We start from the raw sequence: 17,897 nt of genomic DNA, 5'->3' as shown, positions 1-17,897 counted from the left end.
TCCATCTCTTCTGAGGTGTTGATTGCCCGTTATTACGGACACTGGCGATGAAGGTCTGATGACAGAACCATGATTAAACGGTGACAGCGTCGCGCAAACCGACAGCAATCTGCTGGCCATCGAACGGTACGCTGACATTTTCCGGTAACCCATTGTCCAGCAACCAGTTATCCATCTCATGTGACAGGTGCACCAGCCATGCCTGGCGCGGAGCCAGCCGGGCCACGATGTCCAGTGCGCGGGTGACGTCGTTGTGATTACCCACCGCGGCGCGCGGCGCATCGTTGCAGTCGATCACCAGCTGATCGAGTGGCTGGCCCTGCAGGAAATCGGCGGTGTCCGGTGGCAAACCACAGGTGTCGCACAGCCACGCCAGCCGCGTGCCATGCCAGTCGAACAGGTAGCCGTAAGTCAGCCGCGAATGCTGCAGTGGCAGCGCCGTCACCTGCAGGCTGCCGAAGCTGTGCGCGACAAAAGGCGTCAGCGCCGGGCGAAACGCCAGCAGGCCGGGATGCTTAAACAGATCGTCGCAGCCCTTTTCATCCGGTGGCGCCCACACCGGAATCGGCGCGCCGCGGCCCCAGCGCAGACTGAACAGGCCGGCCACGTGATCCATGTGGAAATGCGTCAGCAGAATGCGGCTCAGCTCACCGGGCTGGAAGCGCTGATGCAGATCGGGCAGACCGGCATCGAGCAGGATGCGCTCGCGACCGGTGTCGATCAGCGCGCTGGTGGCGTGACGCGCATAGCGTGGCTGCTGCCGGGCGCGTTCACAGGCGCGACAGTCGCAGCCGAACAGCGGCGCGGCCTGCACGCCGCCCGTACCGAGAAAGGTCAGATTCATGGCGGATGCTCCAGTAACTGGCGCAGCTGATGGAGCGTGTCGATCAGCGCGCCGTCGTTGTTGAGCGCGTGGCACTGGTCAGGCAGCGGTTCTGCCGCACGCGCCAGCCGTCGCTGAATGTCAGCTTCACTTTCGCGCCCGCGCTGGCGCAGCCGTGCCGCCAGCACGGCCGGCGAGACCTGCAGTACCAGCGGCAGCAACTGCTCGCCGTAGTGCTGACGCACGACTGGCAGATGCAGACGTGAACCGTTGACCAGCACGTTGAGACCGCGCGCCAGCCAGTGGTCAATCTCCTCGCCGAGCGCGTAGCTCAGGCCGTGTGCGCGCCAGCTGATGGCGAACAGGCCGAGCGCTTCCCGCCGGCGGAATTCGGCTTCGCTCAGCGCCACGTGGTTTTCACCACCGGCATCGGCCGGCCGCGTGATATAGCGATGGGCGATCACCAGCTTATCCGGCGGCGCCTCGCGCAGCGCGTTCAGCAGGCTGTCTTTACCCGAGCCCGAGGGCCCGGTCAGCCAGATGAGGCGCGCCATCAGAACACCAGCCTGCCCTGTGACCAGACGTGGCGAATGTGCACATGACCATGATCGGTGTGTGCCAGCACCAGATCGGCGCGCAGCCCTTCCGCAATCGTGCCGCGATCGTGCAGGCCAATCGCCTGTGCCGGGTTACGCGTGACCAGCGCCGCCGCCTGCGGTAGCGTCAGCGTATTACGCTCGTCGGCCACCAGGCGGAATACCGCATCCAGCAGGCTGGCCGGATAGTAATCCGACGAGAGGATGTCCAGCAGGCCGTGGCTGGCCAGCTGCCACGCCGCGACATTGCCGGAGTGCGAGCCGCCGCGCACAATGTTGGGCGCGCCCATCAGCACCCGCATGCCGCAGTCGCGCGAGGCGCGAGCCGCTTCCAGCGTGGTGGGGAACTCGGCAATGGCGCTGCCCACCGCGTGTGACTCCGCGACTTGCGCCGCCGTGGCATCATCGTGGCTGGCAACCGGAATACCGCGCGCCTGGCACAGGCCAGCGATGGCGTTGCGGTTCGGCGTGGAGAATTCGTCAGCCAGCGCCAGCTGTTCGCGCTCAAACTGATCCATCTGCTCATCGTTGAGCTGATATTTGCCCTGATAGTAGGTGCGATACATCTCCAGCGACGCATACTGGCGCTGGCCGGGTGAATGATCCATCAGCGACACCAGCGACAGCTCCGGGGTGCTCATCAGCGCTTCAAACAGCGGCAGCGTGGTGTGGTGCGGCAGCTCACAGCGCAGGTGCAGCTGGTGGTCGGCGCGGTTAATGCCCTTGCGGTTGCTGTCCTGAATCGCCGTAATCATTTTGCTCAGGTTTTCAAGGCGATGACCGCCGTCGCGCACGTCACCGACGCCGATGGCGTCCAGTACCGTGGTGATGCCGCTGGCGACCATCAGTGCATCGTGGCTACTCATCGCCGAATGCGCCGGCCAGTCGACTTTGGGCCGTGGCGTGAAGAATTTATCGAGGTTGTCGGTATGCAGCTCGACCAGCCCCGGCAGCAAAAACGCGTTCCCGCCGTCCAGCGCGCCCGGCTGCTGACTGCCGCTGTCGCTGAAGCTGGCGATCCGGCCACCGCGCATCTCCAGCGATCCGCTGACGACCTCATTTTCCAGCACCAGCCGGACATTATTCACGATCATGCCTGTTCTCCTGTGTGCAGCGGCTGCATGACGTGCAGGCGGTCGGCCACCCGGGCGCGCACCGCTTCGTCATGGAAAATACCTACGATAGCGGCGCCGCGGGCGCGCGCCTGTTCAATCAGCTCCACCACCGCCGCGCTGTTAGCGCTGTCGAGTGACGCCGTGGGTTCATCCAGCAGCAGCACCGGATAGTCAGCGATAAAGCCGCGTGCGATGTTGACGCGCTGCTGTTCCCCGCCGGAGAAGGTCGAGGGGGCCAGCGACCACAGGCGCTGCGGCACATTAAGACGCGTCAGCAGTTCGCGGGCGCGCTGTTCACAGCGGGCGCGTTCGACGCCGCGCTCCAGCAGCGGCTGCATGACGATCTCCAGCGTCGGTACGCGCGGAATCACGCGCAGAAACTGGCTGACCCAGCCGACGGTGTCACGGCGGATCGCCAGCATCTGACGCGCCGGTGCCTGTGCCAGATCGACCCACTGGCCGTGATGCTGCAGCCAGATGTGGCCGCTGTTGGCCTGATAGTTACCGTACAGCGCACGCAGCAGCGTGGATTTACCGCTGCCGGAGCGCCCGTGCAGCACCACGCATTCGCTGGCTGCCACCTCAAGGCTGGCGTGCTGCAGCACCGGCAGCTCGGCGCTGTTCTGGTTGTGCAGCACAAAGGTTTTGCTGAGATTCTCTACGCGCAAAATGGGTTGCATGTTGATGTCCTGAATGTTTTGACCACTGATCCCCGCAGCACGGTCGCCATTAATGGCGACCCTACACGCCATACGGGTGACAGGCGTGTAGGGTGCGCATTAATGCGCACCGCCAGCGCCGCACGTTCGCCATACGGGTGGCAGACCTGTAGGGTGCGCATTAATGCGCACCGCCAGCGCCGCACGGTCGCCATGCGGGTGACAGCCCTGTGGTGCGCATTAATGCCCACCGCCAGCGCCGCACGGTCGCCACGCGGGTGGCAGACCTGTAGGGTGCGCATTAATGCGCACCACCAGCGCCGCACGGTCGCCACGCGGGTGACAGCCCTGTAGGGTGCGCATTAATGCGCACCGCCAGCGTGTTCTATGCCAGCACCGATGAAACCAGCAGCTGGGTGTACGGATGGTGCGGATCGTCGAGCACCCGGTCGGTGAGCCCGCTCTCCACCACTTTGCCCTGCTTCATCACCAGCAGGCGGTGCGCCAGCAGACGCGCGACGCCGAGATCGTGGGTGACGATAATCACCGCCAGATTCAGTTCGCGTACCAGCGTGCGCAGCAGATCCAGCAGGCGCGCCTGTACCGAAACATCCAGCCCGCCGGTCGGCTCATCCATAAACACTAGCGTCGGCTGCGTCACCAGGTTGCGCGCAATCTGCAAACGCTGCTGCATGCCGCCGGAAAAGGTGGTGGGCAGATCGTCGATGCGGTTGGCCGGAATTTCGACGTCCCGCAGCCAGCGCAGCGCCTCGTTACGGATGTCGCCGTAATGGCGCTGTCCAATCGCCATCAGACGCTCACCAATATTGCCGCCCGCCGTCACCTGCGGACGCAGGCCATCCAGCGGATGCTGATGCACCACGCCCCACTCGGTGCGCAGTAACCGCCGGCGCTCGCTCTCGCTGAGCTGATACAGATCGCGGCCGTGGTAAAGAATGTTGCCCTGCTGTGGCGCCAGACGCGCCGACAGGCTGCGCAGCAGCGTGGTTTTTCCCGAGCCGGATTCACCGACAATCCCCAGCACCTCGCCGGGATAGAGCGCAAAACTGACGTCTTCAAAACCTTTGCCCGGCGCGTAGAGGTGCGTCAGGTTATTGACCGCGAGCAGCGGCTGTTCACTGTGCATGCTGTTGTTCCTGCTGCTGGTGGCAAAAATCGGTATCGGAGCAGACAAACATGCGCGTACCGGCATCATCCATCACCACTTCGTCGAGATAGCTGTGGCGCGAACCGCACAGCGCACAGGGTTGTTCCCAGCTCTGCACGCTGAACGGGTGATCGTCGAAATCAAGACTTTCCACTTTGGTGTAGGGCGGCAGCGCATAAATGCGTTTTTCACGTCCGGCACCAAACAGCTGCAGTGCCGGCATCATGTGCATCTTCGGGTTGTCGAATTTGGGAATCGGCGACGGATCCATCACGTAGCGATCGTTAACCTTCACCGGATAGGCATAGGTGGTGGCGATATGGCCGTAGCGGGCAATATCTTCATACAGCTTGACCTGCATGATGCCGTACTCCTCCAGCGCGTGCATGGTGCGGGTTTCCGTCTCACGCGGCTCAATAAAGCGCAGCGGCTCCGGGATCGGCACCTGGAAAATCAGCACCTGATCCTCTTCAAGCGGCGTCTCCGGAATGCGGTGCCGCGTCTGGATCAGCGTGGCGTCTTTGGTGGCTTCGGTGGTTGCCGCCCCGCTGACGCGCTGGAAGAAGCGCCGGATAGAGACCGCGTTGGTGGTGTCATCCGCGCCCTGATCGATCACTTTCAGCACGTCGCTGTCGCCTATAATGCTGGCGGTGATCTGGATGCCGCCAGTGCCCCAGCCATACGGCATCGGCATTTCGCGGCCGGCAAACGGCACCTGATAGCCAGGGATCGCGACCGCTTTCAGAATGGCGCGGCGGATGGTGCGTTTGGTCTGCTCATCCAGGTAGCCGTTGTTGTAGCCGGTTAACTCACTCATCATTCTGCTCCTGATGCTGTTGGCGCAGCCGCTGCAGCAGCTCCAGCTCCGCCTGGAAATCCACGTAGTGCGGCAGTTTCAGGTGCGAGACAAAGCCGGCGGCTTCGACGTTATCGGCGTGCGACAGTACGAACTCTTCGTCCTGCGCCGGCCCGGCAATGCGCTCCTGATACTCGGGTGCCTGCAGCGCACGGTCCACCAGCGCCATCGCCATCGCCTTACGCTCTGCGCGTCCGAACACCAGACCATAGCCGCGGGTAAAGTGCGGCGCGCTGTCGCCCTGGGTGGTGAAGCCGTTGACCATTTCGCATTCGGTCAGCAGGATCTCGCCGATTTCAATCTCAAAACCCAGCTCTTCGGGGCAGATCGACACGCTGAGATAGCCGGTGCGGATTTCACCGGCAAACGGATGGTTGCGGCCATAGCCGCGCTGGGTCGAATAGCCAAGCGCCAGCAGAAAACCCTCGTCGCCGCGCACCAGCTGCTGTAAGCGGGCAGCGCGTGACGCCGGATAATCGGGCGGCTGGCGCGTGATGTCGCACGGCTCGCTGCCGTCATCCTCTTCACGCGCTGCCAGCCCTTCACGCGTCATCATGCTGAACACATGCGGGCAACGCTGCGCCAGCGCCTGATCGTCACGCGCGGCGGCCGGCGTTTCGCCGTTGGCCAGCAGGGTAAAATCCAGCAGGCGGTGGCTATAGTCATAGGTCGGGCCCAGCACCTGGCCACCGGGCAGATCTTTGTAAACTGCCGAGATGCGGCGCTCGATGCGCATTTCCGCGGTTTCCAGCGCCAGGCTGTCCGCAAGGCGCGGCAGCGTGGTGCGGTAGGCGCGCAGCAGGAAAATCGCCTCGACCAAATCACCACTGGCCTGTTTGATGGCTAAGGCCGCCAGCTGTGTGTCAAAGATGCCGCCTTCGGTCATCACCCGGTCCACCGCCAGCCCCATCTGTTGCGCCACCTGATCGCAGCCCAGCTCCGCCACGCTGCGATCGCCACGGCGCAGATCGGCCTGCAGCTGATGGGCGCTGGCAATCGCCTTTTCGCCCCCTTTCACGGCTACATACATCAGCACACCTCCACATCGGTGGTGCGTGGCAGCGCCATCATCGCTTCACCGCAGGTGAAAATCAGATCCACCCCCTGCGGGAACGGATGCGGGCGCTCACGCAGATAGGTCAGAATGGCGGCCGGCAGTTGCGGCGCGATGGCGCGCGGCTCACGCAGGCCGGGCCCGGAGAGGCGCAGCGTCAGCCCACCGTTGAGCGACGGCACTTCGACAATCAGCGTGGTGCTCTTCTCAGGGGACAGATTGTCACCGGCAGCGAAGCAGGCGGGATCGGGATTGGCCGCCGCGTGGGTCAGCGCAAACGGGGCATCGCGCTCATCGACAATCGGTACGCCGGTGTGAAAGCGCAGGTTGCTGCGCAGGATATCGCTGTCCACACGGCGATCCAGCCACAGCGCGCTCTCCTGATCGACCAGCGTCAGCAGCACCGCCGTTGCGGCCGGGGAGAGATCGCCCCAGCCCTGCGCCAGCGGCAGCGAGACCATCACGCCCGGCTCGCTCATCGCTTTGAGAATGCGGCGGAAGGCGCGCTGGGCGTCGGCAACCGGATGGTTAAAACTTGCCAGTAATGTCATTCGTTATCTCCGCGAACCAGCGTAAAGAAATCCACTTTGGAGCTGGCGATCTCCCGCGCGCGCAGCTGGCGCTGCTCTTCACGCAGTGCCGCCAGCGGGGCAATAATTTTTTCCTGCAGCAGCGCCTGGGTTTCCGGCTGTTGCAGCAGCGCATCAATCAGCGCGCAGCGTTCGGCATGCGCCTTATCGCGCCCCAGCACATAGCTAAAACCCAGCGTGCCGTCGTGCAGTCTGATCACCGCGCGGGTGACGGTGGCATCGCCCATGACGAAGCGTTTCCCGCTGCCGCCCATGCGCGCCTGCAAACGGGTTAAACCGGTTTCCGCCGGGCGCAGGCGCTCGAAGGCGGGTGTAAGCTGTAGCGACTGCCAGTGGCTGGCCAGCACGCTGGCTTCACTGTGCGCCAGCACCGAAAGCCAGTGCTGACGGGCGGTTTGCTGTTTCATTGGTGCTCCAGGGTGAGTTCAATCATGTCGCCACGCGTCAGGCTGACGGAGTACTCCGCCACCTGACCGTCCGGCTGTGTGTTCAGGGTGCGCACGCACAGCAGCGGCGCGTGCAGCGTAATCTCCAGCTGTTTGCACTCTTTGGCCTGTGCGCGGCGGGTACTGATGCGGGTCTGACTGCGACTCAGCTGCAGGCCGAGCTGCTGCTGCATGAAGTCGTGCAGGGAACCGTGCTGGAACGTCTGCAGCGCCGGCCACCAGCGCAGGTCGGCCAGATAGTGATTGATCACGCACACCGGCACGCCGTTGACGCGGCGCAGAGTGCGTAAGTGAATGACGCTGGCACCCTCGTCACTGCCCAGCGCGGCGGCCACGTCACTGCTGGCTGGACGCAGTACCGCCAGCAGCCGTTCGCTGGTGGGATGACTGCCCTGCTCCAGCAGGTTCTGGCTAAAGCGCGCCTGGGCATGCAGCGGGTATTCGTACGGGCGCATCAGCACCAGGATGCCGACGCCATGGCGCCGCTGCAGCAGGCCTTTGTTCACCAGCTCATCTACCGCCCGGCGCAGCGTGTGGCGATTGACGGCATAGTGATCGGCCAGCTGCTGTTCAGACGGCAGATAATCGCCGCAGCGATAGCGTTCCTGCAGCGCCTGCTCCAGCTGGGCGGCAACCGCCTGATAGACAGTGGTCGGATGTCTGGATATCTCCATCACGCTCAATACCTCATTCGTTTCAGGTTGAGGGGCGCAGCGGAAGAGGCTGCGGAATGGCGACTACAGTGCGGGAGACAGATGACAGTGCCGTGACGGCTCAGTGACGTGCGGATGAATTTGCTTTAAGGCAGCAGGATGGCAGCCAGACGGCTGCCAATTCAATAAAATCCACTTAACTGTTACCTTTGTGACTATGCGCAAAAAAACTGCGTGCAGTTTCACGCCTTTAACGCTTCCCTTACCAGATGCAGGCTGCGTAAATTCTGCTAATTTATTCAGTAAGCCCTGCCCGGAGCGCGAAACCTTAAAATGATAAACACCTTCAAACTTTCGCACGGTTTTCGCCGCAATTTTTTGCGCGAAGTGATCCTGCCGCTGGTGGCGATTTTGCTGCTGACTTTTCTCGGTGCCGGTTTCGGCCTGTTCTGGAGCACCTCGGCCACCAACCATGAGGCGCGCGAGCAGCAGCAGCGGATGATCGCCGCCTCGTTCAATCAGAGCCTGAGTGAACATCTGCGCCAGCTGCGCAGCCTGACGCGCTGGTCCCCGCTCGCCGATCAACTGGCGCAGCCGCAGCCGGACAGCGAATGGCTGAATCAAAACGTCGGTAGCTGGCTGTACGATATGTTTGATCATCAGCTGATTGTGCTGCTTGACCGCACCAATCAGCCGACCGCCGTGTGGCGCAACGGCCAGCCGGTGGCGGATCTGCGCATCGGGCCGTACCTGCGCGATCTGTTGCAGACGCCACTGGTGCAAAGCAGTGATGAGGTACCCGGTCCGGCCGACCGCGCGGATTTTGTGCGCATCGGCCAGCGTGCGGCAGCGCTGGCGGTGGGCGATATCAGCAGCACGCGCGAGGCCGGGCGCTACCGGCTGGTGAGTATTAAGTTTCTTGATGATGGCTATCTGCGCAACCTGTCTGAACGCAGTCAGCTGCGGCAGCTCTTCTTTAGCGATGGCGTACCGCAGAACGAACACAAAGCGCGCTATCCGCTGACCTCGCGTCAGGGCGATATCGTCGGCTACCTCAGCTGGGATCCGGACAAGCCGGGCGCGCAGATGTTGCGTACCCTCGGCCCTTCCACGCTGATTTCGGTGCTGCTGATCACCCTGCTGTGTCTGTTTATGGTGCGGCGCATCTGGACTTCCTCGCTCGATTTATCGCAGTCGCTGCTGAAGCTCGGGGCCAGCGAGGCGCAGGCGCAGCATCTGGCGTTTCACGATGTGCTGACCGGACTGCCGAACCGGGCGCTGGTGGAAGATCGGCTGACTCAGGCACTGGCCGCCGCGACCCGTCACGACCAGCGCGTGGCGTTGCTGCTGCTGGATCTGGATCGCTTCAAAATCATTAACGATACCTGGGGCCATCACGCCGGCGATGACCTGATTATCGAGGTGGCGCGCCGCCTGAGTCACCTGGTGCGCGCCAGCGATACCGTCGGGCGTATTGGCGGCGATGAATTTATCATCGTGATGCCGGAGGTAGAGAATATCGGTCAGGTGCAGGCGCTGGCGCAGCGCATCATCGCCGCGCTGGGCGAGCCGTATCAGCTGGTGGGCAACGAGCTGTGGGTAGGCGTCAGCATTGGCCTGGCGCTGGCACCCCGCGATGGCATTGACCGGCTGGAGCTGATGCGCAAAGCCGACATAGCGCTGTACGAGGCGAAAAATGGCGGACGCGGTCAGTATCGTCAGTTTGAAAAGGTGATGGATGAATCGCTGCGCACGCGGCAGCAGATAGCGGCGGATCTGCGTCAGGCGCTGGTCACGTACGACGGTCTGGCGGTGTGGTATCAGCCACTGATGGAGATCAGCGGCCAGCAGATTGTCGGACTGGAAGCGCTGCTGCGCTGGCATCATCCGCAGCGCGGCGATGTTTCGCCTGCGGACTTTATCGCCATCGCCGAAGAGACCGGCATGATTATTCCGCTGGGCGAATGGGTGCTGCGCGAGGCCTGCAAAACCGCCCTGAAGTTACCGCAGGTGATTGTGGCGGTGAACGTTTCGCCGGTGCAGTTCCGCGCCAGCGGGTTTGTCGAACGCATGATTGAGATTGTGCAGTCGGAAGGAGCCGATCCGCAGCGGCTGGAGCTGGAAATCACCGAAGGCGTGTTGATTGAGGATGAACACGAAGCGCGCAACAGTATCATCGCGCTGCGCGACGCCGGGTTCCGTATCGCGCTGGATGATTTCGGCACCGGTTATTCGAGCCTGAATTATCTCAGCACGTTCCCGGTCGACAAGATTAAAATCGACCGGTCGTTTACCCAGTCGCTGGGCGTGGCGGAGAACTCCACCGCGATTGTTGAATCCGTGGTGCGCCTCGGCCACGCCATGGGCCTGACCGTCACCGCCGAAGGCGTCGAAACCGAGGGCCAGAAAAACGCGCTGGCCGATGCCGGGTGTAATGAGCTGCAGGGATATTTGTTCAGCCGGGCAGTGCCGTTGAGCGAGATTGAGCGGATGGTGTGAGGGGAGAACGGCGTTTAATTCGTTTGTTTTTGTCCTGGTGCGCATAAATGCGCACCCTACAAAACCTTGAACCGTCCTGTGGGTCTGCCATTTACGGCAAACAAACACAATCCCAACCCTGTAGGGGCGCCATTTATGACGACCTGGTAAAAACCCGCACTCATCTAAAATTATCCTGGTGCGCATAAATGCGCACCCTACAAAACCTTGTACCGTCCTGTGGTTTTGCCAATTACGGCGACCAAACACAATCCCTACCCTGTAGGGTCGCCATTTATGGCGACCTGGTAAAACCCCGCACTCATCTAAAAATAACCCATTCATCGTGCTCTGAATATCTGGAATGCAACTCCCAACGTTCCCCTCTTCTAATGGCTTTCCGCAAATAAAAGGAGCACATTCTTTTTGCACAAGGAGGTCATAATGAAAAATCGCAAATATCCCCGCCTGAAGCATTATAATTATCGTTCGGCAGGCGCCTATTTTTTAACGCTGGTGTGTCATCAGCGTCGCTCCTTATTTGGCGATATACATCATGGCATAATGATAGCCTCGCCTTTAGGGAATATCGTTATCTCCGCCTGGAACGAGGTTCCGCGCCGGACGCGTTTCGCCACGCTTGATACATTTGCGCTGATGCCCAATCACTTCCATGCCATCCTGTGGTTACAGGAACGTAATGAACGCTCCATCAATCAAATAATTAATTTGTTTAAAGGCGGCGTCACGCGCCAGGCAGGATATAAAATCTGGCAACGCAGCTTCTACGATCGCGTTATCCGCAATGAAAACGAATTACTGCATATACGAAAATATATTATGGATAATGCAAAACGGTGGGAATCAGATCGATTGTATATTCCAGGTGCGCATTAATGCGCACCCTACAGTGAAACAGTAAATATGTAGCCCGGCGTTATCCCGGGCATAAACAGGACGGCGCGCTAACCCTTGCTGTGCAGCAACTGGCTGGCGGTGTCGCTAATCACCTGCGCCATGCCGCGGTCGCCCTTCGCCATTGACGACATGAAAGCTTTGGCCTGCTTAAGTGTGATATGCGGCGGCAGCGGGGCCACTTCCGGATCGGTTTTCACCTCCAGCACTACCGGTCGGGTGGCGCTGAGCGCCTGCTGCCACGCCGCCGCCAGGTCTTCGGGCCGGTCGACATAGATGCCCTGCAAACCGAGGCTATCGGCAAAGCGCGCATATTGCACGTCCGGCAGCTGCTGCGAAGCTTCAAAGCGTGGATTGCCTTCCATCACCCGCTGTTCCCAGGTGACCTGATTGAGATCCTGATTATTGAACACGCAGACAATCAGGCGCGGATCGGCCCACTGCTGCCAGTATTTCTGAATGGTGATCAGCTCGGCCAGGTTGTTCATCTGCATCGCTCCGTCGCCCACCAGCGCCACCACTGGCTGAGTGGGAAAGGCAAATTTCGCGGCGATAGCAAACGGGACGGCAGCGCCCATGCAAGCCAGCCCACCCGACAGCGTGGCGCGCTGGCCCTGCTTCACCCGATAATCGCGCGCAAACCAGTTGGCGCAGGAGCCCGAGTCCGAGGTGACAATTGCATCTTCCGGCAGCTGAGGGGACATCTCCCACACCACACGCTGCGGATTGACCGGGTTGGCGGGCGCCATAGCGCGCTGTTCCATCAACGCCCACCAGTCGCGCACCTGCACCGCGATCGCCTCCTGCCAGTGGCGATCCGCTTTATGCGTCAGTAACGGCAATAGCGCGCGCAAGGTCTCTGCCGCGTCGCCGTGCAGGTTGACCTCGCACGGATAGCGCAGCCCCAGCATCGCCGGATCGATATCGATTTGTACCGCGCGCACTTTACCTTCCGGCGGCAGAAATTCGGTCCATGGAAAACCGCTGCCAATCATCAGTAAAGTGTCGCAATTCTGCATCAGCTCCCATGACGGTTTGGTGCCGAGCAGGCCGATCGAACCGGTGACAAAAGGTGCATCGTCCGGCAGCACGTCTTTGCCCAGCAGCGCTTTGGCCACGCCCGCGCCGAGCACATTAGCAATCTGCACCACTTCAACCGCAGCACCGCGCGCACCGGCACCGATCAGTACCGCGACTTTTTTGCCGGCGTTAAGCACTTCTGCGGCGCGGCGCAAATCCTCGTCGTAGGGCACAATCTTTGGCCGCTGATAGCCCGGGCCGGAATGGGTAAATCCGTGCGCATGCTGCGGTGGCTGCCAGTTCTCATCCTGCAGATCTTTCGGCAGGATGATCACCGCGACGCCGTTCTGTGCTTTGGCAATGCGCACGCCGCGATCGACCAGATGCTGGACCTGCGCCGGCGCTGCCGCTTCCTGCACGAAGTTCGCCACATCGGCGAAGATGCGGTCTAAATTCATCTCCTGCTGGTAGCTGGCACCGCGCGCGGTGGTTTCCGCCTGGCCGGCAATCGCCAGCACCGGCGCGTGATCCATTTTGGCATCATACAGGCCGGTGAGCAGATGGGTGGCACCGGGGCCGCCGGTCGACAGACAGACGCCGAGCTCACCGGTAAATTTGGCGTGACCGGCAGCCATAAAGGCCGCCATCTCTTCATGTCGCACCTGAATAAATTCGATGCCTGCACCGGCTTTATTGGCCCGCTGGATAGCGCCCAGCACGCCGTTGATGCCATCGCCCGGATAGCCATAAATGCGCGTGACGCCCCATGCCTGCAGGCGTTCAACAAAGAAATCGCTGGTTTTCTTGCTCATGACGGGCTCTCCCTTAGACGTTTGCAATAAACGTTAAGGGTAGCCGACGAAATGGAATGTGATAGATAACGCCTGTTCGGCGACGTTCGCCGCGTCTGGCTTAGAAATCACCGCCGTTACGCTTAGTTAACCCAGCGCAGGCGAGACCAGCGCGAAAGTCTGCGGCCCGTTCGGTGCCGCCCGCCACGGTGTGCCGTGTACCATCGCATAAGGCGCATCGACCTGCGCCAGCCCAAGGTTGAGCAGCCACGCGCCGAGCCGGGCATCGGGCGTGTCCAGCCGGACAAACTGCTGCGTCAGATCCTGCATCAGCTGCGACACCAGCGCCTGCGCCGCCGCAACATCGTCAGCGATCACCGGGCCGATGGTCCAGCCGTGTCCAAAGCGGCGGCGACTGGCAAACCCCTGCAGCGTGCCCTGTGTATCCTGCAGCACCACGCTTTGCGCCAGCAGCTGCTGGTGCAGACGCGTTCGCCGCAGCCCGTTCGCCTGATAATCCAGTGCGTCGATGGCGGCGGCATCCGCTTCAACGGCCGGCCGCAGCGTCACGCCATCCGGTACCATTACCGCAGGCTGCTGCGCCAGCGCGCGCGTCTGGTGCTGCGCCACGCGATCGCAGGCCTGGAAGCCGAGCTTCTCATACAGCACCTGCCCCATATCGGTGGCGTGCAGCCGCACGTTGCAGCCGGAGAATTTTTCCAGCATTGCCTGCATCACCTGGCGGCCAATACCGCGTCCGCGCGCCTGTTCGCTCACAATCACCAGACCGATAGTGGCGGCGTCCGGCCCCCAGCGCCAGCCAATCGCCCCGCCGAGATAGTCGCCCTGCGCCTCAACCACCACGCCTTCACCCAGGGCGATGAGCTGCTGCCAGTCTTCACGGCGGTGCGCCCAGCCCAGTTGCTGAGTCAGGCGATAACCCGCTTCGGCGTCCGCGAGGGTCATGGCGCGCAATATCGAATTCATTCTGTTCTCCCTGAGAGGCGTTCTGCCCGCCAGCTTGCCACGTCCGTTTGCGGAAGCAAATAAAAAAGGCCCGCACCGGGCCAGAGAGGAAACTCAGATTTGGAAATCGATGGCGGGTTCGTCGTCGGTTTCGTAAGAGAGCGCCTGCCGTTTGATCTCTTCCAGTGACAGGTTAGCGTTACACAGTTCAAGGAACTGCCAGACGTAGTTGCGCTGGAGCTGGCCGCGCTTCAGTCCGAGCCACACGGTGTTGGCATCAAACAGATGGTGAGCATCGATCTTCACCAGGTCTTCGCCATCGTAAATATCGCATGCCTGATCGGCGAGGATACCGACGCCCAGCCCGAGTTCGACATAGGTTTTCACCACGTCAGAATCCTGCGCGCTGAGCACGATATCCGGGCGAAGGCCAGCAGCCTGGAATGCACGGTCCACGCGCGAGCGACCGGTGATCCCCTGACGATAGGTGATCAGCGGATGGCGGCTGAGGCTGGCGAGCGTGACCGGCTGATTCGCCAGCAGCTCGTGATCGTGCGGCACCAGCAGCGAGTGGTGCCAGCTGAACCACGGGAATGCCGCCAGGCTGGTGTTATTCACCAGCTGCTCCGAGGCGATGCCGACATCGGCCTCACCGGCCAGCAGCATGGCGACGATTTCCTGCGGTGAACCCTGATTGAGTTCCAGCCGCACGTTGGGATAGAGCTGGCGAAACGCTTTGATGACGCGCGGCAGGCTATAGCGCGCCTGGGTGTGCGTGGTGGCGATGGTCAGCACGCCGCTGGTTTCATTGGTAAACACATCCGCCAGCCGGCGCACTTTGCCGGCCTCATCGAGGATGCGTTCAGCAATGGTCAGCAGCGCTTTTCCCGGTTCGGTCATGCCTAACAGCCGCTTGCCACGACGAATGAAGATTTCCACGCCCAGTTCATCTTCCAGATCGCGAATATGCCGGCTCACCCCCGATTGTGAGGTAAACAACGTATTGGCGACTTCTGTCAGGTTGAATTCGCAACGGGCCGCTTCGCGTATAATTTTAAGTTGCTGGAAATTCACACCCTTTTCTCCTGTTTCCTGCCCCTGTTTCGTCCATGTTATGAAGTTGGTGTGATTGCAACAAATAATAAAAAACGGTGTGTTATGCGGAATAGTAATAAGCGTGGGGTTGGGGATGGGTGCGATTTGCCGCCCTCACCCCGGCCCTCTCCCATGGGGAGAGGGAGTGGATCGCGCGATATTGAGATGGCGTGCCGGGATGGATGGCCGCGCCAGACGGTTCCCTCTCCCGCAGGCGGGAGAGGGTTAGGGTGAGGGAAAAAACCTCTCTATCACCCCACTAACATCAGTTCGCGCTCCTCCACCATCGGCTTATTCAGCAGCGACAGCAGAATATTTTTGACCGCCTGCGCCGATGGCGACAGCGGCAGGCGCGCTGAGACGTTCAGCGACAGCGGCAGATTCAGCGACGGACTGTTAATGCGTGCCATCCACGCATGCGTTGAACTCACCAGCGCGCGTGCCGCCGATTCCGGCAGTACGGTAACGCCCATGCCGCTCGACACCGCCGCGGTTAAGGTTGAGATCGACTCAATTTCACCGATGATTTTCGCGCTCAGACGACGCAGCGAGAACGCTTCGTCCACGCGTTTGCGCACTGCGCTGTAGTCACGCGGCAGGAACAGGTTCATCTGCGCCACGTCAGCCAGATCCACCGTAGCACCCGGACAGGCCGTCGCCCCTACCAGATACAGCTCCTCTTTCATCAGCGGAATGCTGTTGATACCGGCAGTCGGCGCGCGATCGTACAGCACGGCCATATCCAGCTGGCCATTCATCACTTTCTCATTGAGTGAAGTGCCGCTGTTCTCGTGCAGATAGACCAGCACATCAGGATATTGCTCGCGCACCGTTTGCAGCAGCGGCATGGTGAGCGAAGAGGCCGCCGTGCCCGGCGCGAGGCCAATCGATACCTGACCATTGAGCGCCTGGCCAGCGTTGATTACCGCTGTCTGCGCCTGTTCACACTGGCGCAGGATGGTGCGTGCGTGAGCATAAAGAATTTTACCGGCTTCGGTTGGCGTTACGCCGCGCTTGGTGCGGATCAGCAACTGCTGGTCGAGTTCGTTCTCCAGCGTCGCCACCTGTTGGCTGAGTGCAGGTTGTGCGATATGCAGGACTTCTGCTGCCTGCGTCAGGCTGCCGATATCGACGATTTTTACAAAGTATTTCAGTCGTCTTAAGTTCATATTGCCTCCGTCACGGATCCCCGAATGCCCAAATGATGAGTTCTCAGCCTGCTGGCTTGTGACAAAGAAATTGCAATATGCAGGCCAGGTTTGATCTTTACCCGGCGGGCACTGACCAGAATTTTCCTAACGAACAGGAAAATAAGCGTTTCTGATTACCCCGAATGGGTTAATAAGTGCCGCACATGACCCATAACGTTTATCCGCTGGCGATGACGCACCCTGATGGTGCAGCATTTGCGAGGCAGATGTGCAAAAAAGTGATGACTGCGCGTGCTGCTGTGGTGCAAAACGGGCAGAAAATGCACGGATTGCGGGGGCAGAAAGGAGAATAAAGAGAAATTGCGCGGTGGCTATCAGTGGGAAAACTTATTGTGTCTGACGATGCCGGCAACCCGGCAGCGTGCAATTACCGCCTTTACCCTGCTCCTCTCCCGGAAGAGAGGAGCAGAACGGGTTAGCGTTTTTTGCGGTTGCGGTGCATATCGATTGAAACCGCCGCGACGATGATCATCCCTTTAATGATGTCCTGCACGTAAGCATCGACGCCAACAAAGGTAAAGCCACTTTTGATTAAACCGAGGATCACTGCGCCGATCAGCGTGCCGGTAATCCGCCCGACGCCGCCCATCAGGCTGCTGCCACCGATAACTGCGGCGGCGATGGCGTCGAGTTCATACGCCATGCCCATGCTCGACTGGCCGCTGCTGACGCGCGCCGCCAGCACCACTCCCGCCAGACCCGAGAGCGCCCCGGCGATGGTATACACGATGATCAGGTATTTATTAACGTTGATGCCCGACACTTTGGCGGAGGTCATGTTGCCGCCAATCGCATAGACATATTTGCCGTAGCGGGTGTGTTTGAGTGCGATGTGGAACAGGAAGGCGACCACCAGGAAGATAATCACCGGCATCGCACCCTGACCGATGGAGGTGAAACCGTCCGACAGGAAGCTGATCGGGTTGCCCTGGGTGTAATACTGAGCCAGACCACGCGCCGACACCATCATACCGAGCGTGGCGATAAACGGTGGAATACCGGTTTTGGTGATCAATACGCCGTTGACCACGCCGCACAGCAGGCCGACGCCGATGCCGGCGACGATCGGGATGGCGGCAGGCAGATTGACCAGCGACGGATACATCGGCGACAGGCTGTCAGACGTCTGCGCCAGGCTGGCGGCAACCACCGCCGTCAGGGCGATAACCGAACCGGACGACAGGTCGATGCCGGTAGTAATAATGACCTGGGTGACGCCGACAGCGATGATACCGATGATCGCCACCTGCAGCACAATCAGCACTAAACGGTTGGTGTTGAGCAGAAATGACTGGTCGCGCACGTACCAGCCGGCTATTTCAAAAATCAGCGCAATGCCTAACATCACGACAAAGATGCCGGTGTCTTTTGGCAGTTTATGACGCAGATTGCCGAAGAAAGAACTCTGTTCGGTGGCCTGCGGGGCCGTTATTTTTACGTTACTCATAGGGGTCTCGTGCC

At 60.9% G+C, this 17,897-nt stretch carries 18 protein-coding genes; 3 read left to right on the top strand and 15 right to left on the bottom strand.

The window, feature by feature from the left end:
• Window positions 1–73: 73 nt before the first annotated feature.
• The 10 genes from phnP to phnF all read right to left on the bottom strand — a co-directional run bounded on the left by phnP (window position 74) and on the right by phnF (window position 7,981).
• Entirely contained in the window at window positions 74–844 is a 771-nt protein-coding gene (phnP, locus tag C1N56_RS07725; RefSeq protein WP_058774781.1) for a phosphonate metabolism protein PhnP, read from the bottom strand.
• A complete protein-coding gene (gene phnN / locus C1N56_RS07720; protein ID WP_394517355.1) occupies window positions 841–1,377 on the bottom strand; it encodes a ribose 1,5-bisphosphokinase in 537 nt (178 codons plus the stop codon). The genes phnP and phnN overlap by 4 nt, the downstream gene beginning before the upstream one ends.
• A complete protein-coding gene (gene phnM / locus C1N56_RS07715) occupies window positions 1,377–2,513 on the bottom strand; it encodes an alpha-D-ribose 1-methylphosphonate 5-triphosphate diphosphatase (RefSeq protein ID WP_394517354.1) in 1,137 nt (378 codons plus the stop codon). The genes phnN and phnM overlap by 1 nt, the downstream gene beginning before the upstream one ends.
• Entirely contained in the window at window positions 2,510–3,214 is a 705-nt protein-coding gene (gene phnL / locus C1N56_RS07710) for a phosphonate C-P lyase system protein PhnL (RefSeq protein WP_127834295.1), read from the bottom strand. Before phnL ends, phnM begins: the two co-directional genes overlap by 4 nt.
• 364 nt (window positions 3,215–3,578) lie before the next feature.
• Window positions 3,579–4,340 (bottom strand): phosphonate C-P lyase system protein PhnK, encoded by a 762-nt coding sequence (phnK, locus tag C1N56_RS07705; RefSeq protein ID WP_150360842.1) that lies wholly within the window; start codon window positions 4,338–4,340, stop codon window positions 3,579–3,581.
• Entirely contained in the window at window positions 4,330–5,178 is an 849-nt protein-coding gene (locus C1N56_RS07700; protein WP_021509799.1) for an alpha-D-ribose 1-methylphosphonate 5-phosphate C-P-lyase PhnJ, read from the bottom strand. Before C1N56_RS07700 ends, phnK begins: the two co-directional genes overlap by 11 nt.
• Window positions 5,171–6,247, bottom strand: a complete 1,077-nt coding sequence (locus C1N56_RS07695; RefSeq protein ID WP_394517353.1) for a carbon-phosphorus lyase complex subunit PhnI — start codon at window positions 6,245–6,247, stop codon at window positions 5,171–5,173. The genes C1N56_RS07700 and C1N56_RS07695 overlap by 8 nt, the downstream gene beginning before the upstream one ends.
• Window positions 6,247–6,822, bottom strand: coding sequence for a phosphonate C-P lyase system protein PhnH (gene phnH, locus C1N56_RS07690; RefSeq protein ID WP_058774784.1), 576 nt, complete (start codon window positions 6,820–6,822; stop codon window positions 6,247–6,249). Before phnH ends, C1N56_RS07695 begins: the two co-directional genes overlap by 1 nt.
• Window positions 6,819–7,268 (bottom strand): phosphonate C-P lyase system protein PhnG, encoded by a 450-nt coding sequence (phnG, locus tag C1N56_RS07685; RefSeq protein WP_275028480.1) that lies wholly within the window; start codon window positions 7,266–7,268, stop codon window positions 6,819–6,821. The genes phnH and phnG overlap by 4 nt, the downstream gene beginning before the upstream one ends.
• Complete coding sequence (gene phnF, locus C1N56_RS07680; protein WP_394517352.1) at window positions 7,265–7,981, bottom strand: phosphonate metabolism transcriptional regulator PhnF; 717 nt, start codon at window positions 7,979–7,981, stop codon at window positions 7,265–7,267. Before phnF ends, phnG begins: the two co-directional genes overlap by 4 nt.
• A gap of 312 nt (window positions 7,982–8,293) precedes the next feature.
• On the opposite strand from phnF, the gene C1N56_RS07675 reads away from it, so the two are divergent.
• Window positions 8,294–10,459: a putative bifunctional diguanylate cyclase/phosphodiesterase gene (locus C1N56_RS07675; RefSeq protein WP_394517351.1), complete on the top strand. Its 2,166-nt coding sequence runs from the start codon at window positions 8,294–8,296 to the stop codon at window positions 10,457–10,459.
• Between the two features lie 423 nt (window positions 10,460–10,882).
• On the top strand, window positions 10,883–11,335 hold the full coding sequence (locus tag C1N56_RS07670; RefSeq protein WP_059013045.1) for a transposase: 453 nt from the start codon (window positions 10,883–10,885) through the stop codon (window positions 11,333–11,335).
• Window positions 11,336–11,403: 68 nt separating this feature from the next.
• Here the strand turns inward: C1N56_RS07670 and C1N56_RS07665 are convergent, their stop codons facing one another.
• The 4 genes from C1N56_RS07665 to nac all read right to left on the bottom strand — a co-directional run bounded on the left by C1N56_RS07665 (window position 11,404) and on the right by nac (window position 16,394).
• A complete protein-coding gene (locus C1N56_RS07665) occupies window positions 11,404–13,185 on the bottom strand; it encodes a thiamine pyrophosphate-requiring protein (protein WP_394517350.1) in 1,782 nt (593 codons plus the stop codon).
• A gap of 126 nt (window positions 13,186–13,311) precedes the next feature.
• The gene (locus tag C1N56_RS07660) at window positions 13,312–14,151 is read right to left on the bottom strand and encodes a GNAT family N-acetyltransferase (protein ID WP_394517349.1); all 840 of its coding nucleotides are present in this window, start codon (window positions 14,149–14,151) and stop codon (window positions 13,312–13,314) included.
• A 93-nt stretch (window positions 14,152–14,244) separates the two neighbouring features.
• Window positions 14,245–15,204: an HTH-type transcriptional regulator Cbl gene (cbl, locus tag C1N56_RS07655; protein WP_021509789.1), complete on the bottom strand. Its 960-nt coding sequence runs from the start codon at window positions 15,202–15,204 to the stop codon at window positions 14,245–14,247.
• Window positions 15,205–15,476: 272 nt separating this feature from the next.
• On the bottom strand, window positions 15,477–16,394 hold the full coding sequence (gene nac / locus C1N56_RS07650) for a nitrogen assimilation transcriptional regulator NAC (RefSeq protein ID WP_058757341.1): 918 nt from the start codon (window positions 16,392–16,394) through the stop codon (window positions 15,477–15,479).
• Between the two features lie 185 nt (window positions 16,395–16,579).
• Between nac and C1N56_RS07645 the strand changes: the two genes are divergently transcribed.
• Window positions 16,580–16,729, top strand: a complete 150-nt coding sequence (locus tag C1N56_RS07645) for a hypothetical protein (RefSeq protein WP_155519939.1) — start codon at window positions 16,580–16,582, stop codon at window positions 16,727–16,729.
• 122 nt (window positions 16,730–16,851) lie between these two features.
• On the opposite strand, the gene C1N56_RS07640 is transcribed toward C1N56_RS07645, so the two are convergent.
• Complete coding sequence (locus C1N56_RS07640; RefSeq protein WP_021509787.1) at window positions 16,852–17,883, bottom strand: ABC transporter permease; 1,032 nt, start codon at window positions 17,881–17,883, stop codon at window positions 16,852–16,854.
• Window positions 17,884–17,897: the final 14 nt, after the last annotated feature.

It is taken from the genome of Pantoea sp. SGAir0175, from assembly GCF_043547855.1.
This window is presented reverse-complemented; position numbering and strand designations above follow the sequence as displayed.

Coding starts and splice junctions, on each gene's coding strand:
- phnP (WP_058774781.1), bottom strand. CDS start 844: ATGAATCTGACCTTTCTCGGTACGGGCGGCGTGCAGGCCGCGCCGCTG.
- phnN (WP_394517355.1), bottom strand. CDS start 1,377: ATGGCGCGCCTCATCTGGCTGACCGGGCCCTCGGGCTCGGGTAAAGAC.
- phnM (WP_394517354.1), bottom strand. CDS start 2,513: ATGATCGTGAATAATGTCCGGCTGGTGCTGGAAAATGAGGTCGTCAGC.
- phnL (WP_127834295.1), bottom strand. CDS start 3,214: ATGCAACCCATTTTGCGCGTAGAGAATCTCAGCAAAACCTTTGTGCTG.
- phnK (WP_150360842.1), bottom strand. CDS start 4,340: ATGCACAGTGAACAGCCGCTGCTCGCGGTCAATAACCTGACGCACCTC.
- C1N56_RS07700 (WP_021509799.1), bottom strand. CDS start 5,178: ATGAGTGAGTTAACCGGCTACAACAACGGCTACCTGGATGAGCAGACC.
- C1N56_RS07695 (WP_394517353.1), bottom strand. CDS start 6,247: ATGTATGTAGCCGTGAAAGGGGGCGAAAAGGCGATTGCCAGCGCCCAT.
- phnH (WP_058774784.1), bottom strand. CDS start 6,822: ATGACATTACTGGCAAGTTTTAACCATCCGGTTGCCGACGCCCAGCGC.
- phnG (WP_275028480.1), bottom strand. CDS start 7,268: ATGAAACAGCAAACCGCCCGTCAGCACTGGCTTTCGGTGCTGGCGCAC.
- phnF (WP_394517352.1), bottom strand. CDS start 7,981: ATGGAGATATCCAGACATCCGACCACTGTCTATCAGGCGGTTGCCGCC.
- C1N56_RS07675 (WP_394517351.1), top strand. CDS start 8,294: ATGATAAACACCTTCAAACTTTCGCACGGTTTTCGCCGCAATTTTTTG.
- C1N56_RS07670 (WP_059013045.1), top strand. CDS start 10,883: ATGAAAAATCGCAAATATCCCCGCCTGAAGCATTATAATTATCGTTCG.
- C1N56_RS07665 (WP_394517350.1), bottom strand. CDS start 13,185: ATGAGCAAGAAAACCAGCGATTTCTTTGTTGAACGCCTGCAGGCATGG.
- C1N56_RS07660 (WP_394517349.1), bottom strand. CDS start 14,151: ATGAATTCGATATTGCGCGCCATGACCCTCGCGGACGCCGAAGCGGGT.
- nac (WP_058757341.1), bottom strand. CDS start 16,394: ATGAACTTAAGACGACTGAAATACTTTGTAAAAATCGTCGATATCGGC.
- C1N56_RS07645 (WP_155519939.1), top strand. CDS start 16,580: ATGACCCATAACGTTTATCCGCTGGCGATGACGCACCCTGATGGTGCA.
- C1N56_RS07640 (WP_021509787.1), bottom strand. CDS start 17,883: ATGAGTAACGTAAAAATAACGGCCCCGCAGGCCACCGAACAGAGTTCT.